Raw genomic sequence first — 14,097 nt, 5'->3', positions numbered from 1 at the left:
TCTCCAAAGCGACTCGACTACGCAGCGTAGTAGAGCGGGTGTCGGCGGGCCCGCGCGAGCGTGATCGGGCGGTGATCGGTCAGTAACCGAAGGCGCGTGCCGTGTTCGAGCCGAGGGCCGCCGCCAGCGCGTCCTCCTCGATGCCCCGCACGGCGGCCATGGCGCGCACCGTGATCGGAATGAGATACGGCGCGTTGGGCCGTCCGCGGTACGGCGCCGGAGTGAGGAAGGGCGCGTCGGTCTCCACGAGGAGCAACTCCAGCGGGGCCACCGCCACCGCGTCCCGCAGGTTCTGGGCGTTCTTGAAGGTGACGTTGCCGGCGAAGGACATGAAGTAGCCGGCTGCGGCGCACACCTCGGCCATCTCGGCGTCGCCCGAGTAGCAGTGGAACACCGTCCGCTCGGGAGCGCCCTCCTCCTTCAGGACGCGCAGCACGTCCGCGTGGGCGTCACGGTCGTGGATGACGAGGGCCTTGCCGTGGCGCTTGGCGATCTCGATGTGGGCGCGGAAGGACGTCTCCTGCGCCTCCTTGCCCTCGGGCCCGGTGCGGAAGTAGTCGAGGCCGGTCTCACCGACGCCCTTCACCTGAGGGAGTGCGGCGAGGCGATCGATCTCCGCGAGCGCCTCGTCGAGCGCCCGCGCGCCCCCGGGTTCGCGCGCGCCCTGCCGGGACCAGCCGTCCGGGTCTCCGTGCACGATGCGTGGCGCCTCGTTCGGGTGCAGGGCGACGGTCGCGTGCACGGCGTCGTACGCCGCCGCCGTCTCGGCCGCCCACTGCGAGCCGCGTACGTCGCAGCCGACCTGGACGACGGTCGTCACGCCGACCGACGCCGCCTTCGCCAGGCCCTCCTCCACCGTGCCGGACTGCATGTCGAGGTGGGTGTGGGAGTCGGCGACCGGCACCCGGAGGGGCTCCGGGAGGGGTGGGGCCGCGTGCTTGTCGGAGGCGTTCGAAGGCATGCCCCGATCCTACGAAAGGGGCATGCCTCACCGGACGGCGCTCGGTCCCGGAGCCGAAGCCCGGCTGCTCGCCGCGCTCAGCTCGCCCTGCGGTGGAAGACGTTCAGGAGATCGGACAGGTGCCAGTGGTGCTGCGGCTGCTCCCCGGCCGCCGCTTCCGGCTGCCCGGGGCCCGACTGCCCGGGGCCCGGCTGGCGGGGGACCGACTGCCGGGGGACCGGGCGGGGCCGGTGCAGGGAGTTCTGCGCGGAGGACACCTGTCCGGCACGCATGATCCGGACGATGTGGCCGTCGCAGTTCTGGCACGTGGGCCTGCTCAGCGGCGACGGGACGACCTGCCCGTCCGCGACGTACATCACGAACTCGTGGCCGTCACCGTCGATGTGGTGCTCTATCTCGTACGACTGCTCCCAGCCGTGCCCGCATCGCATGCAGGCGAAGGAATACGACTCGTGGACGACGGCGGTCGCGGCGCTGCGAAGGCCCGTGGTCTGCTGTGCGATCTCACTCATGCCAGCTCCTGTGGTCCGCTGGTGGGACGGGTTGCGTCCCTTCGCCCAGTGGACTCCCCGGCCGGGGTGAACGCACGGATCCTGTCGAGTGTTTGGGGCCCTTTGAACGTTCCTTGCCGCAACAGCCCGGGTGCTTTACCCGGCCATGGGGCGCCCGCTCAGCCGAGATACGCCCTGCTCAGACGGCATGCACACCGCGTCGCACATCCGTGCGAGGCGCCGGCGCCACGGCCCGGTCCGAACCCCGCCGGCCGGGGGCGGCACGGATGATCTGCGTGAGCCGGCCGGCTAGGGCGCTCACGCCACTTCGGCACCGGGCCGACGGTGTCGGGGGCCCGTCTCTGCGCCCCGCCCCGGCCGGGGGTCGGGGCCCCCGGCCACTGCACCTCTTCCGGATCGAGGACGCCGAAGCCCCCGCCCGCCCCCTCGGACATCCGTACCGAGCCCCCGTCACCCGCCCGCGTTCTTCGCTGCCACGACCGCGTCGAAGACCTCGCGCTTGGGCACACCGGCCGCCGCGGCCACCGCCGCGATGGCCTCCTTGCGGCGTTCCCCCGCCTCCTCGCGCACCCGCACCCGGCGCACGAGTTCCGCGGCGTCGACCTCCTCGGCCCCCTTCGGCGGCGCGCCCTCGACCACGACGGTGATCTCCCCGCGGACCCCCTCGGCCGCCCAGGCCGCGAGCTCCCCCAGCCCACCCCGCCTGACCTCCTCGTACGTCTTGGTCAGCTCACGGCACACGGCGGCGCGCCGGTCACCGCCGAACACCTCGGCCATCGCGGCGAGGGTGTCGACCAGCCGGTGCGGAGCCTCGAAGTAGACGAGCGTGCGCCGCTCCTCGGCGACCTCCCGCAGCCGGGACAGCCGCTCACCCGCCTTGCGCGGCAGGAACCCCTCGAAGCAGAACCGGTCGACCGGCAGACCCGAGAGGGCGAGCGCGGTCAGCACCGCGGACGGCCCCGGCACGGCGGTGACCCGGATGTCCTGCTCGACCGCCGCCGCCACCAGCCGGTACCCGGGATCCGACACCGAGGGCATCCCGGCGTCCGTGACCAGCAACACGCGCGCGCCGCCAAGCAGTTCCTCCACCAGTTCAGGGGTACGGGCGGCCTCGTTGCCCTCGAAGTACGACACGACACGCCCCTTGGGCGTCACCCCCAGCCCCTGGGTCAGCCGCCGCAGCCGCCGGGTGTCCTCCGCCGCGACGACGTCGGCGCCGGCCAGCTCCTCGGCGAGCCGGGGCGGCGCGTCCGCGATGTCACCGATGGGGGTGCCTGCCAGTACGAGGGTTCCAGTCACGCCCCCCATCCTCGCAGGGACCGCTCGGCGCGGGGACCGCGGAGCCCGAGCACCACCACCGTCGGGGGCGAACGGTTCCGCCCCCTTACCGCACATGCACGGGACTCCCACAGAACGGTTCCCTACGATGGCGCGGTGACCAGTACCGCGTCCTCCATGGACACCCGGCAGGGCCAGGCACCGCACGAGCAGCGGCCGTCGTGGCAGCAGCGGCTGCGCCGATTCGGCTACACGGCGGGGCCCGGAAGCGACGTACGCGACCGGCTCGTACCGCCGTACGTCCAGCCCAGCCCGCGGATGTGGCAGTTCCTCGGCGTCCCGGGCCCGCTCGCGGAGCGGATCGCGCGCTGGGCGGGCTGGGGCGGCCCGCTGCTGGTGACGCTGCTGGCGGGGGTGCTGCGCTTTTGGAACCTGGGCAGCCCGAAGGCGGTGATATTCGATGAGACGTACTACGCCAAGGACGCGTGGGCGCTCGTCCACCGCGGCTTCGAGGTCAGCTGGGACAAGAACGCCAACGACGCGGTCCTGAGACTGGGCGACCAGGTCCAGATCCCGACGGACGCGGCGTACGTCGTGCATCCGCCCGTCGGCAAGTACGTCATCGGGCTGGGCGAGCTGATGTTCGGGTTCAACCCGTTCGGCTGGCGGTTCATGACGGCGCTGCTGGGCACCCTGGCCGTGCTGATGCTGTGCCGGATCGGCCGCCGCATCTTCCGCTCGACCTTCCTCGGCTGCCTCGCGGGCGCGCTGATGGCGGTGGACGGGCTGGCCTTCGTGATGGCGCGCACCTCGCTGCTCGACGGGGTGCTGATGTTCTTCGTGCTGGCGGCGTTCGGCTGCCTCGTCATCGACCGGGACCGCACGCGCGCGAAACTCGCCGCCGCGCTGCCGGCCGACGCCGACGGCCGGTTCCGCCCGGACGCGCACATCGCCGAGACCCTGCGCCTGGGCCCGCGCCCCTACCGCTGGCTGGCCGGCCTGATGCTGGGCCTGGCCATCGGCACCAAGTGGAACGGCCTGTACTTCCTGGCCGCGTTCGGCCTGATGACGGTGCTGTGGGACGTCGGCGCCCGCAGGGTCGCCGGTGCCGCGCACCCGTACACGGCCGTGGTCAAGCGCGACCTGGGCCTCGCCTTCCTGGCGACCGTGCCGGTGGCGGTCGTCACCTACATCGCGTCCTGGACCGGCTGGATCCTCTCCCCCACGGACGGCACCGGCGGCTACTACCGCAACTGGGCGAACGCCGACGGCCGCAGCAGCGACTGGTCCTGGCTGTTCCCCGACTGGTGGCTCAGCCTGTGGCACTACGAGAACCAGGTGTACGAGTTCCACGTCGGGCTGTCGTCCCCGCACACCTACCAGTCCAACCCGTGGAGCTGGATCGTCGACGGCCGCCCCGTGTCGTACTTCTACGAGTCCCCGCTGCCCGGCAAGGACGGCTGCCCCGTCGACGCGGGCGAGAAGTGCGCGCGCGAGGTACTGGCGATCGGCACTCCGCTGCTGTGGTGGGTGGCCGCCTTCGCCATCCTCTACGTCCTGTGGCGCTGGCTGCTGCGCCGCGACTGGCGGGCCGGCGCGATCGCCTGCGGTGTCGCGGCCGGCTACCTCCCCTGGTTCCTCTACCAGGAGCGCACGATCTTCTTCTTCTACGCCATCGTCTTCCTGCCCTTCCTCTGTCTCGCCGTGGCCATGCTCCTCGGCGCGATCATCGGCCCACCCCGCACCGGCGACACCCGCCGGGTGGCCGGGGCCACGGGGGCGGGCGTGCTGGTGCTGCTGATCGCCTGGAACTTCATCTACTTCTGGCCGATCTACACGGGCACGGCGATCCCGATCGACGACTGGCGGGCGCGGATGTGGCTGGACACCTGGGTGTAGCGGGACGGGTGGGCGGCTAGGGCGGCGACCCGAAAATGGGGGTCGCCGGCCGCCCCGCTCCGGCTAGCCTCCGCTGATGCAACAGGACCATCCCCTCGTCCGCGAGGTGTTTCCCGATCTGGTCGCGGAGTTGATCGATCTCCTGGAGAGCGAGGGAGAACGGGAGCTGGCCGTCTGCGCCCGGGACCTTCGCCTGGTCGCCGAATGCGACTGCGGCGACGACTTCTGCCAGAGCTTCCTCACCGCGCCGCACCCGCCGGGCCGGCCCTACGGCGCCGGCCATCGCTGCGTACCGCTGCTGCCGTCGCAGGGCATGCTGTGCCTGGACGTCGTGGACCACCGGATCGTCTACGTCGAAGTTCTCGACCGGCCGCCCCCGCGGCGGCACGGAGCCGGCCCCCGGATGTGACGGAACGCCCCCGGCACCACGGGGCGGGAGGCAGTCGCTTTTGAACCGAGTGACAAAAAACGTTCCTCCCTACCGCCCCTTGCGCCACATACAGTGCGGAGGACGAACGGGGAGGGGACCATGGCCAAGGGGGTCAAGGCCGCCGTCATAGGCGGGGTGTTCGCCGTGATGGTGGGGGGTGCCGGATACGGCGCGTACAACATCATGTCCGCGCTGGACGGCGGCGGGGCGACGGGGGCGGGCGGGGAGCCCGCGCCGGCGCGGTCGGGGCCGCCGAGCGCGGAGGAGGTCGAGGAGACGACGACCGAGTTCTTCGCGGCCTGGGAGAAGGGGCAGGCGGCGCGGGCGGCGTCGTACACGAACAACGACGCGGTCGCCGAGCCGCTGCTGACGGCGTACGGCGAGGACGCCCACATCACCGGTGTGAAGATCACGCCGGGCGCGGCGAAGGGCGACACCGTGCCCTTCACGGTGAAGGCGAAGGTGTCCTACGACGGGAAGTCCAAGCCGCTGACGTACAAGAGCAGCCTCACCGTCGTACGCGGTCTCACCACCGGGCGGCCGCTCGTCGACTGGCAGCCGGCCGTGATCCATCCGCGGCTGAAGAAGAACGACACCCTCGTCACCGGCGAGGCCGCGAGCCCGCCGATCGAGGCCGTCGACCGTGACGGCACCGTGCTGACGAAGGAGGAGTACCCCTCGCTCAGCCCGATCCTCGACACCCTGCGCGACCGCTACGGCGACAAGGCCAGCGGCGAGGGCGGCGTCGAGCTGGCGATACGGCACGCCGACGAGTCGCCGGACACCTCGCTGCTGACCCTCGCCAAGGGCAGACCCGGCAATCTGGAGACCACCCTCAGCGCGCGTGTGCAGGCGGCCGCCGAGAAGGCGGTGAAGCAACACCCCGAGTCCTCGGTGGTGGCCGTCAAGCCGAGCACCGGGGAGGTGCTGGCGGTGGCCAATCACCGTGCGGACGCCTTCAACGCGGCCTTCGAGGGCCGTGTCGCCCCCGGCTCCACGATGAAGATCATCACCGCGGCGATGCTCATCGACAACGGCGTGACGTCGATGAACGGACCGGCCCCGTGCCCGCCCACCGCCACCTGGCAGAGCCAGACCTTCGAGAACCTCACGGGTCTTCAGCCCGACGAGAGCGCCGACGCCACCCTGGCGAACGCCTTCATGCGCTCGTGCAACACCGCCTTCATCAAGCTCGTCGACGAGAAGCCGCTCACGGACGCGTCCCTGACGACCGAGGCCGAGGAGCGCTTCGGGCTGCGCGGGGACGACTGGAAGACCGGCATCACCTCCTTCGACGGCAGTGTCCCCGCGGCCGGCGGACCGGACCGCGCGGCCGGCGCCATCGGCCAGGGCCAGGTCCAGATGAACCCGCTGAACATGGCGTCGGTGACGGCCACCGCGATCACCGGCCGGTTCCGGCAGCCGTATCTCGTCTCGCCCGAGCTGGACGACCGGCAGCTCGCCACCGCCCAGGGGCTGCGGTCGAGCACCGCCGCGCAGCTGAAGCAGATGATGCGGTTGACGGCGACGGCCCCGCAGGGCACCGCCGTGCGGGCCATGGCCGGGCTGAGCGGTGACATCGGCGCCAAGACCGGTTCCGCCGAGGTCGACGGCAAGGCCACCTCGGACAGCTGGTTCACCGGCTTCCGCGATGATGTGGCGGCCGCGGCCATGTCCCAGCAGGGCGGTCACGGCGGCGACGCGGCGGGGCCGATTGTCGCAGCCGTGCTACGAGCGTCCGGCTGAAGTCATCGCCGGCGCCACGGGACTCTAGGGTGGTCGTCGTCGTTATGCGTGAGGGCAACGGGGCGGCGGGGACCCCTGGGATTTCGCGAGGGAACGGAAAGCAGTGGGCAACAGAAGGCGCGTCGCCGAGCGACGGAAGACCAACCCCGCCGTGCTCGGCGGGATGATCGCCGTGGTCGTCGGCGGCGCCGGGTTCGGTGTCTACGCCCTGTACGGCGGCGGAGCGGTGGCCGACAGCCGTACGTCGGCCTCCTCGTCCGCCGACGACAAGGCCGAGGACGTGAAGACCGGCCCGTTGTCGGCCGAGGAGGTCACCACCGCGGCCGAGACCTTCCTCACCGCCTGGCAGAAGGGCAAGGTGACCGAGGCGGCCGCCGCCACGGACGACACCGCCGCCGCGAAGGCCCTGCTGGCGGCCTACTCCAAGGACGCCCACATCGAGGACGTCGCTCTCACCGCGGGCGCCCGCACCGGCGACAAGGTCTCCTTCTCGGTGAAGGGGACGGTGTCGTACAAGGGCACCAGCAAGCCGGTGGCCTACGACAGTTCACTGACCGTCGCCCGCCGGGCCGAGGACGGCAAGCCGCTCGTCGCATGGCGCTCCGCGATCGTCCACCCCGACCTGAAGGACGGCGACCGACTCGTCACCGGCGAGTCCGGCACCCCGCCCGTCAGGGCGCTCGACCGGGACGGCGGCGAGCTGACCGAGAAGGAGTACCCGTCGCTGGGCTCGGTCCTGGACGGGCTGCGCGAGAAGTACGGCAAGAAGGCCGGCGGCAAGGCGGGCGTGGAACTCCAGGTGGTGCGCGGGGAGGCGTCCAAGAAGGCCGAGCTGTCCGACAAGACGCTGCTGGAGCTGAGCAAGGGCACACCGGGCACGGTGAAGACGACGCTGAGCCCGACGCTGCAGGCCGCCGCGGAGAAGCAGGTGGCCGCGAAGCCGAAGGCGTCGGTGGTGGTGCTGCGCCCCTCGACCGGCGAGATCCTGGCCGCCGCCAACTCCTCGCACGGCTTCAACACGGCCTTTCAGGGCTCCCTCGCGCCCGGCTCCACGATGAAGGTCGTCACCTCGTCGCTGCTGATCGAGAAGGGCCTGGCGACGGCGGACAAGCAGCACCCCTGCCCGAAGTACTTCACGTACGGCCACTGGAAGTTCCAGAACGACGACAAGTTCGAGATCAAGGACGGCACGTTCAAGGCGAGCTTCGCCCGCTCCTGCAACACGGCCTTCATCAGCCAGGCGCCCGAGCTGGACGACGACAGCCTGACCAAGCAGGCCCAGCAGGTCTTCGGCCTCTCCCTGAACAACTGGTCCGTCGGGGTCCCGACCTTCGACGGCTCCGTCCCCGTCCAGTCCCAGGCCCAGATGGCGGCCTCGCTCATCGGCCAGGGCGGGGTGCGGATGAACCCGCTGAACATGGCGTCGGTCTCGGCGACCGTCAAGGCGGGCACGTTCAAGCAGCCGTACCTGGTCTCCCCGGAGGTCGACGGCCGGCGGCTGGCGACGGCCGCGCGCACGATGTCGGCGTCCACGCTCTCCCAGCTGCGCGGGCTCATGGCCTACACGGCGGCCTACGGAACGGCGGCCGAGGCGATGGCCGGGGTCAGCGGTGACGTCGGCGCGAAGACCGGCTCGGCAGAGGTCGACGGCCAGAAGAAGCCGAACGGCTGGTTCACCGCCTACCGGGGAGACCTGGCCGCGGCGGGTGTGGTCCAGGCGGCCGGCCACGGCGGGGAGACGGCGGGCCCGATCGTGGCGGCGCTGCTCAAGCTGGGTGGCTGAAACTCAGCGGGCCACGGGAGCGGCGGCCAGATAGGTCCGCCGCAGGAACCTCATCAGCGTCTTCGACTCGAACTGCACCACGGACACCCCCTGCGCGGAGTGGAACTCCACCACGGCCTGCACCCGCCCGCACGGCCAGACGCGTATCTCACCGCTGCCCACCGGGGCCCGCAGCCCCTGTTCCAGCAGGGAACGGGAGAACGTGTACTCATGGGCTTCGCGTCCGGGCAGCCGGATCCGCACCGAACGCGGGTCGGTATCGGGGTCGTAGCGCAGGATCACCGGCACCGCGTCCTGTTCCTCGGCCAGGATGTCCGCGTCCGTGACGATATGAGCTCGCGCGTACTGCTCGACTACAGACATCGGACGGCCCTCTCACGCTGGGTGACCTATGCGAAATCCATGCATCCGTTCCCCCTCCAATGTCGCATATCTTCCGGAAAGCGCTCCCTGGAGCCGTAGGTATCTCATCTGTGCGATAGACAAGTACTCGCTCTTGCAAGCCGTTCGCATCAAGCCACTATCATCGAACGGTGCACGTACCTGACGGATTCATAGACGCCCCGACCTCGGTCGCGACCGGAGTGGTCGCCGCTGCCGCCGTCGCCGTGAGCCTGCGCGGCGCCCGCCGTGAGCTCGACGAGCGGACCGCGCCGCTGGCCGGCCTGGTGGCGGCGTTCATCTTCGCCGTGCAGATGCTGAACTTCCCGGTGGCGGCCGGCACCAGCGGACACCTGCTGGGCGGGGCGCTGGCCGCGATCCTCGTCGGCCCCTGCACCGGCGCGCTGTGCATCTCCGTCGTCCTGCTCATGCAGGCCGTCCTCTTCGCGGACGGCGGCCTCACCGCACTCGGCGTGAACATCACCAACATGGCGGTCGTCGGCGTCCTCGTCGCCTACGCCGTCTTCCGCGGCCTGGTGAAGGTCCTGCCCAGGACCCGGCGCTCGATCACCGCCGCCTCGTTCGTCGCCGCGCTGGTGTCGGTGCCGGCCGCGGCCCTCGCGTTCACGTTCCTGTTCTGGATCGGCGGCACCACCGACGTCTCGATCGGCAAGGTCGCCGCCGCCATGGGCGGCGTCCACCTGCTGATCGGCATCGGCGAGGCCGCGATCACCGCGCTGACCGTCGGTGCGGTGGTCGCGGTGCGGCCGGACCTCGTGTACGGCGCCCGCGATCTGCGGCAGCCGCTCAAGCTGCGGGTGGGCGACGAACTCGTCGACGCCCCCGCGCCCGAGGCCGAGCGGCCGGTCCCGGCCCGGGCCTCCCGCCGCACCGTGTGGATCAGCGGTCTGGTCACCTCGCTCGTCCTCGCCGGGTTCGTCAGCTTCTACGCCTCCGCGAGCCCCGACGGTCTGGAGAAGGTCGCCGAGGACAAGGGCTTCGCAGACTCCGCCGAGGAGCACACGGGCGCCGACTCCCTGCTCGCCGACTACGGCGTCAAGGGCATCGACAACGCCCGGCTGTCCGGCGGCCTCGCCGGTGTGATCGGCGTCGGCGCCACGGTCGTGGCCGGCACCGGCGTCTTCTGGGCGGTGCGCCGGCGTCGTACGCACGAGCCGGCCGACACCTCGCCCGCGAGCACCGGGGTCTGACATGGGCGCCGGGCACGCGCACAGGCTCTACCGGCCGGGGCACTCGCCCGTGCACGCGCTGCCCCCGCACACCAAGCTGGCGGCGGTGTTCGCCTTCGTGCTGGTCGTGGTGTCGACGCCGCGCGAGGCCATGTGGGCGTTCGGGCTGTACGCCGTGCTGCTCGCCCTCGTCGCGGGCGCCGCGCGGGTGCCCGCCGGCTTCCTGCTGAAGCGGCTGCTGATCGAGGTGCCGTTCGTGGCGTTCGCGGTGCTGCTGCCGTTCGTCGCGGAGGGCGAGCGGATCGAGGTGCTGGGCGTGTCGCTGAGCGTCAGCGGACTGTGGGGCGCCTGGAACGTGCTCGCGAAGGGCACCCTGGGCGTCGCCGCCTCCGTGCTCCTCGCCTCCACCACCGAGCTGCGCGAACTGCTCCTCGGTCTGCAGCGGTTGAAGCTCCCGCCCCTGCTCGTGCAGATCGCGTCCTTCATGATCCGCTACGGCGATGTCATCACCGACGAGATGCGGCGCATGCGGGTCGCCCGGGAGTCGCGCGGCTTCGAGGCGCGCGGTGTACGGCACTGGGGCGTGCTCGCGAAGTCGGCGGGCGCGCTGTTCATCCGCTCCTACGAGCGCGGCGAGCGGGTGCATCTGGCCATGGTCAGCCGCGGGTACGCCGGGTCGATGCCGGTGATCGACGAGGTGACCGCGTCCCGGGCGCAGTGGTCGTACGCCCTCGCTCTCCCCTTCGCCGCCCTCGTCGTCTGTCTGCTGGGATGGTCGCTGTGACTGAACCGACTGCGTCGCTGGAAGTGGCGGGCCTGGCCTTCGCCTACCCGGACGGCCACCAGGCCCTGTTCGGTGTGGACTTCCGCATCGGGCGCGGCGAGCGGGTCGCTCTGCTCGGGCCGAACGGCGCCGGGAAGACGACGCTCGTCCTGCATCTCAACGGCATCCTGACCGGCGGCACGGGCAGCGTGAGGGTGGCGGGGCTGCCGGTCGGGCGGCAGCACATGGCCGAGATCCGGCGCCGGGTCGGGATCGTCTTCCAGGATCCGGACGACCAGTTGTTCATGCCGACGGTCCGTGAGGACGTGGCCTTCGGGCCGGCCGCGGCGGGGCTGAAAGGGCTGGAGCTGGAGGAGCGGGTCGACCGGGCGCTGGCGCGGGTCGGCATGGCGGAGTTCAAGAACCGGCCGCCGCACCACCTCTCCTTCGGCCAGCGGCGCCGGGTCGCGGTGGCGACCGTGCTGGCGATGGAGCCGGAGATCCTCGTCCTGGACGAGCCCTCCTCCAACCTCGACCCCGCCTCCCGACGTGAACTCGCCGACATCCTGCGCTCGTTGGACGTCACCGTCCTCATGGTCACGCACGACCTGCCCTACGCCCTGGAGCTGTGCCCGCGCTCGCTCATCCTGAGCGAGGGGGTGATCGCCGCGGACGGGAGGACGGCCGGGCTGTTGGCGGACGACGAGCTGATGCGTGCCCACCGGCTGGAGCTGCCCTTCGGCTTCGACCCGCGGTCCGTGACAATGGGCGCGTGACGAACGAGGAGACCGAGGGTTCGCTGCTGCTGGACGAGCAGCTGTGTTTCGCGCTGTACGCCGCCCATCGCGCGGTGACGGCGGTGTACCGCCCGCTCCTCGACGAGTTGGGGCTGACCTATCCGCAGTACCTGGTCCTGCTGGTGCTGTGGGAGCGCGGCGAGTCGACGGTCAAGGAGCTGGCGGTGGCGCTGCGGCTCGACTACGGCACCGTCTCCCCGCTGCTCAAACGGCTGGAGTCGACGGGCCTGGTACGGCGTGAGCGGTCGGCGCGGGACGAGCGGTCGGTCCTCGTCACCCTGACGGAGCGCGGGACGCGGCTGCGGGGGCGCGCGGCGTGCGTGTCGGGCGCGTTGCTGGCGGCTACGGACCTTCGCATGTCCGAAATCGCCCGGATGCGTGAGGAGTTGCTGCGGCTGGCCGACCGGGCGGAGGCCGCCGCGGGCCGCACCGGCTGACCGCCGGCCTCGGACCGCTCACGGTTTCACCCCCTGGTGAGCACACCCTTCCTACCGGCCAGTACCTTGTGCACAATGTATTTGTGCGCGTTCTTTCTGGGGGAGGGCCAACCATGACCGCCGAGGGCACCACCGTCGACTCCCGGCCGACGAAGATCATGTACGTCGCCGAGGCCACCGCGCACGGCGGCCGGGACGGTCATGTCACCAGTCAGGACGGCCAGATCGCGCTGAAGGTCGCGATGCCGCCGCAGCTGGGCGGCGACGGCAACGGCACCAACCCGGAGCAGCTCTTCGCCGCCGGCTACAGCTCCTGCTTCCACAACGCGCTGATCCTGGTGGGCAACCGCGAGGGCTACGACCTGACCGGATCCACGGTCGCCGCGAAGGTCGGCATCGGCCCCAACAAGCACCGCGGCTACGGCCTCGCGGTCGCCCTCAGCGTCTCGCTGCCGGTGCTGGACGCGGGCATCGCCGCCAAGCTGGTGGACGCCGCGCACCAGATCTGCCCGTACTCCAACGCGACCCGCGGCAACATCGACGTCACGATCGTGCTGGGCTAGCGAGACGTCGGCCACACATCCAAATCGTAGGCAGCACCCCCATGGTGGACTGACCGTCGCAGGCGAATCGAACGCGAGACGGTCAGCAGCAGAGGGAGCACGGGCGTGGACGTGAACGGCACAGTGGCCGAGGGCTTCGAGCCGGTCAGGGAGGCGTTCGTACGGAACTTCGCCACGCTCGGCGAGCGGGGCGCCGCCGTCGCCGTCTACCGGGACGGACGCAAGGTCGTCGACCTGTGGGCCGGCACGAGGGACGTCGACGGCACACTGCCCTGGCAGCACGGCACCGCACAGGTCGTGCGCTCGGCGACCAAGGGCGTCGCCGCCGCCGTACCGCTGCTCCTGCACCAAAGGGGCGAGCTGGACCTGGACGCGCCGGTGGGCGAGTACTGGCCGCGGTTCAAGGAGCACGGCAAGGAACGGCTGCTCGTACGGCATGTGCTGAACCACCGCGCCGGGCTCCCGGTTCTCGACCGCCCGCTCACCCCCGAACAGGCACTGGACCCGAGCAGCGGCCCCGAGGCGGTGGCCGCGCAGGCGCCCGCGTGGGAGCCGGGCACCGCCCACGGCTATCACGCGCTGACCTACGGCTGGCTGCTGGACGAGCTGGTGCGGCGGGTGACGGGGCGGTGGGCCGGTGAGTGGATCGCGGCCGAGATCGCCGGTCCGCTGGACGCGGACCTGTGGCTGGGGCTGCCGGAGGCGGAGGCGGGCCGGGTGGGCCGTACCGGCCGGGTCGAGGGGCCCGAGCCGGCCGGGGGGCTGCGGGCGCGTCCGAAGCGCTCGGTCACCGAGGCCTACGGGAACCCGGACTCCCTCACGCGCCGCGCGTTCGCCGCGATCACCCCCTTCCCCGACCAGAACGACCCGGCCTACCGGGCGGCCGCCCTCCCCGCGACCAACGGCATCGCGACCGCCGACGGCCTGGCCCGCTTCTACGCGGCATTGATCGGTGACGTCGACGGCGTGCGGCTCTTCGACCCGGCGACGGTGGAACGGGCGCGGGCCGAGGAGTCGGCGGGCCCGGACCGCGTCCTGGTCGTCAACACCCGCTTCGGTCTCGGGTACATGCTGCACGGCACCGCGTCCCCCTTGCTGGGGCCGGGCTCCTTCGGCCACCCCGGCCGCGGCGGCGCCCTCGGCTTCGCCGACCCGGAGGCGGGGATCGCGTTCGGCTATGTGACGAACGGCTTCCGCAAGACGGTGACGGCGGATCCGAGGGCGCAGGGGCTGGTACGGGCGGTACGGGCCTGTCTCGACAAGCCCTAGGTCGTGTCCGCAAAGTCCCGCCTGCCCCGCGACGCCTGGCACGCACTCTCGCCGCACCGGGCGAAAGCCCACGTACAACCAGTACGAG

14 protein-coding genes are annotated in these 14,097 nt (G+C 71.6%); 10 read left to right on the top strand and 4 right to left on the bottom strand.

Translation table 11 applies throughout. From position 1 onward, the window contains the following. Nucleotides 1-79: 79 nt before the first annotated feature. From ACWCPI_RS26445 to rsmI, 3 genes are all read right to left on the bottom strand, one after another. Entirely contained in the window at nt 80-961 is an 882-nt protein-coding gene (locus tag ACWCPI_RS26445) for a TatD family hydrolase (RefSeq protein ID WP_451040478.1), read from the bottom strand. A gap of 77 nt (nt 962-1,038) precedes the next feature. After that, the gene (locus tag ACWCPI_RS26440) at nt 1,039-1,473 is read right to left on the bottom strand and encodes a hypothetical protein (protein ID WP_451040477.1); all 435 of its coding nucleotides are present in this window, start codon (nt 1,471-1,473) and stop codon (nt 1,039-1,041) included. 450 nt (nt 1,474-1,923) lie between these two features. Further along, the gene (gene rsmI, locus ACWCPI_RS26435) at nt 1,924-2,772 is read right to left on the bottom strand and encodes a 16S rRNA (cytidine(1402)-2'-O)-methyltransferase (protein ID WP_451040476.1); all 849 of its coding nucleotides are present in this window, start codon (nt 2,770-2,772) and stop codon (nt 1,924-1,926) included. A gap of 135 nt (nt 2,773-2,907) precedes the next feature. Here rsmI and ACWCPI_RS26430 point away from each other — a divergent pair, with 135 nt between their 5' ends. The 4 genes from ACWCPI_RS26430 to ACWCPI_RS26415 all read left to right on the top strand — a co-directional run bounded on the left by ACWCPI_RS26430 (nt 2,908) and on the right by ACWCPI_RS26415 (nt 8,609). Beyond that, the gene (locus tag ACWCPI_RS26430) at nt 2,908-4,650 is read left to right on the top strand and encodes a dolichyl-phosphate-mannose--protein mannosyltransferase (RefSeq protein ID WP_451040475.1); all 1,743 of its coding nucleotides are present in this window, start codon (nt 2,908-2,910) and stop codon (nt 4,648-4,650) included. A gap of 76 nt (nt 4,651-4,726) precedes the next feature. Then, nucleotides 4,727-5,059: a hypothetical protein gene (locus ACWCPI_RS26425; protein WP_451040474.1), complete on the top strand. Its 333-nt coding sequence runs from the start codon at nt 4,727-4,729 to the stop codon at nt 5,057-5,059. Between the two features lie 120 nt (nt 5,060-5,179). Beyond that, the gene (locus ACWCPI_RS26420) at nt 5,180-6,826 is read left to right on the top strand and encodes a penicillin-binding transpeptidase domain-containing protein (protein ID WP_451040473.1); all 1,647 of its coding nucleotides are present in this window, start codon (nt 5,180-5,182) and stop codon (nt 6,824-6,826) included. A gap of 103 nt (nt 6,827-6,929) precedes the next feature. Continuing rightward, a complete protein-coding gene (locus tag ACWCPI_RS26415) occupies nt 6,930-8,609 on the top strand; it encodes a penicillin-binding transpeptidase domain-containing protein (RefSeq protein WP_451040472.1) in 1,680 nt (559 codons plus the stop codon). A 3-nt stretch (nt 8,610-8,612) separates the two neighbouring features. Here the strand turns inward: ACWCPI_RS26415 and ACWCPI_RS26410 are convergent, their stop codons facing one another. Next, nucleotides 8,613-8,972 (bottom strand): SsgA family sporulation/cell division regulator, encoded by a 360-nt coding sequence (locus tag ACWCPI_RS26410; RefSeq protein ID WP_451040471.1) that lies wholly within the window; start codon nt 8,970-8,972, stop codon nt 8,613-8,615. Between the two features lie 170 nt (nt 8,973-9,142). Here ACWCPI_RS26410 and ACWCPI_RS26405 point away from each other — a divergent pair, with 170 nt between their 5' ends. The 6 genes from ACWCPI_RS26405 (at nt 9,143) to ACWCPI_RS26380 (ending at nt 14,009) form a co-directional block, all read left to right on the top strand. Next, nucleotides 9,143-10,201 (top strand): energy-coupling factor ABC transporter permease, encoded by a 1,059-nt coding sequence (locus ACWCPI_RS26405; protein ID WP_451040470.1) that lies wholly within the window; start codon nt 9,143-9,145, stop codon nt 10,199-10,201. 1 nt (nt 10,202) lies between these two features. Beyond that, nucleotides 10,203-10,964, top strand: coding sequence for a cobalt ECF transporter T component CbiQ (cbiQ, locus tag ACWCPI_RS26400; RefSeq protein WP_451040469.1), 762 nt, complete (start codon nt 10,203-10,205; stop codon nt 10,962-10,964). After that, complete coding sequence (locus tag ACWCPI_RS26395) at nt 10,952-11,719, top strand: energy-coupling factor ABC transporter ATP-binding protein (protein WP_451040468.1); 768 nt, start codon at nt 10,952-10,954, stop codon at nt 11,717-11,719. The genes cbiQ and ACWCPI_RS26395 overlap by 13 nt, the downstream gene beginning before the upstream one ends. Then, nucleotides 11,716-12,177 carry a MarR family winged helix-turn-helix transcriptional regulator gene (locus ACWCPI_RS26390; RefSeq protein WP_451040467.1) on the top strand — a complete coding sequence of 154 codons (462 nt, stop codon included), beginning with the start codon at nt 11,716-11,718 and terminating at the stop codon, nt 12,175-12,177. Before ACWCPI_RS26395 ends, ACWCPI_RS26390 begins: the two co-directional genes overlap by 4 nt. A gap of 113 nt (nt 12,178-12,290) precedes the next feature. Beyond that, entirely contained in the window at nt 12,291-12,740 is a 450-nt protein-coding gene (locus ACWCPI_RS26385; protein WP_451040466.1) for an organic hydroperoxide resistance protein, read from the top strand. 105 nt (nt 12,741-12,845) lie between these two features. Continuing rightward, complete coding sequence (locus ACWCPI_RS26380) at nt 12,846-14,009, top strand: serine hydrolase domain-containing protein (RefSeq protein ID WP_451040465.1); 1,164 nt, start codon at nt 12,846-12,848, stop codon at nt 14,007-14,009. Nucleotides 14,010-14,097: the final 88 nt, after the last annotated feature.

This window comes from Streptomyces sp. NPDC001920 (assembly GCF_053594495.1).
This window is presented reverse-complemented; position numbering and strand designations above follow the sequence as displayed.

Excerpts from the sequence above, each read along its gene's own strand:
- ACWCPI_RS26445 (WP_451040478.1), bottom strand. The coding sequence starts at position 961 with ATGCCTTCGAACGCCTCCGACAAGCACGCGGCCCCACCCCTCCCGGAG.
- ACWCPI_RS26440 (WP_451040477.1), bottom strand. The coding sequence starts at position 1,473 with ATGAGTGAGATCGCACAGCAGACCACGGGCCTTCGCAGCGCCGCGACC.
- ACWCPI_RS26425 (WP_451040474.1), top strand. The coding sequence starts at position 4,727 with ATGCAACAGGACCATCCCCTCGTCCGCGAGGTGTTTCCCGATCTGGTC.
- ACWCPI_RS26420 (WP_451040473.1), top strand. The coding sequence starts at position 5,180 with ATGGCCAAGGGGGTCAAGGCCGCCGTCATAGGCGGGGTGTTCGCCGTG.
- ACWCPI_RS26410 (WP_451040471.1), bottom strand. The coding sequence starts at position 8,972 with ATGTCTGTAGTCGAGCAGTACGCGCGAGCTCATATCGTCACGGACGCG.
- cbiQ (WP_451040469.1), top strand. The coding sequence starts at position 10,203 with ATGGGCGCCGGGCACGCGCACAGGCTCTACCGGCCGGGGCACTCGCCC.
- ACWCPI_RS26395 (WP_451040468.1), top strand. The coding sequence starts at position 10,952 with ATGGTCGCTGTGACTGAACCGACTGCGTCGCTGGAAGTGGCGGGCCTG.
- ACWCPI_RS26385 (WP_451040466.1), top strand. The coding sequence starts at position 12,291 with ATGACCGCCGAGGGCACCACCGTCGACTCCCGGCCGACGAAGATCATG.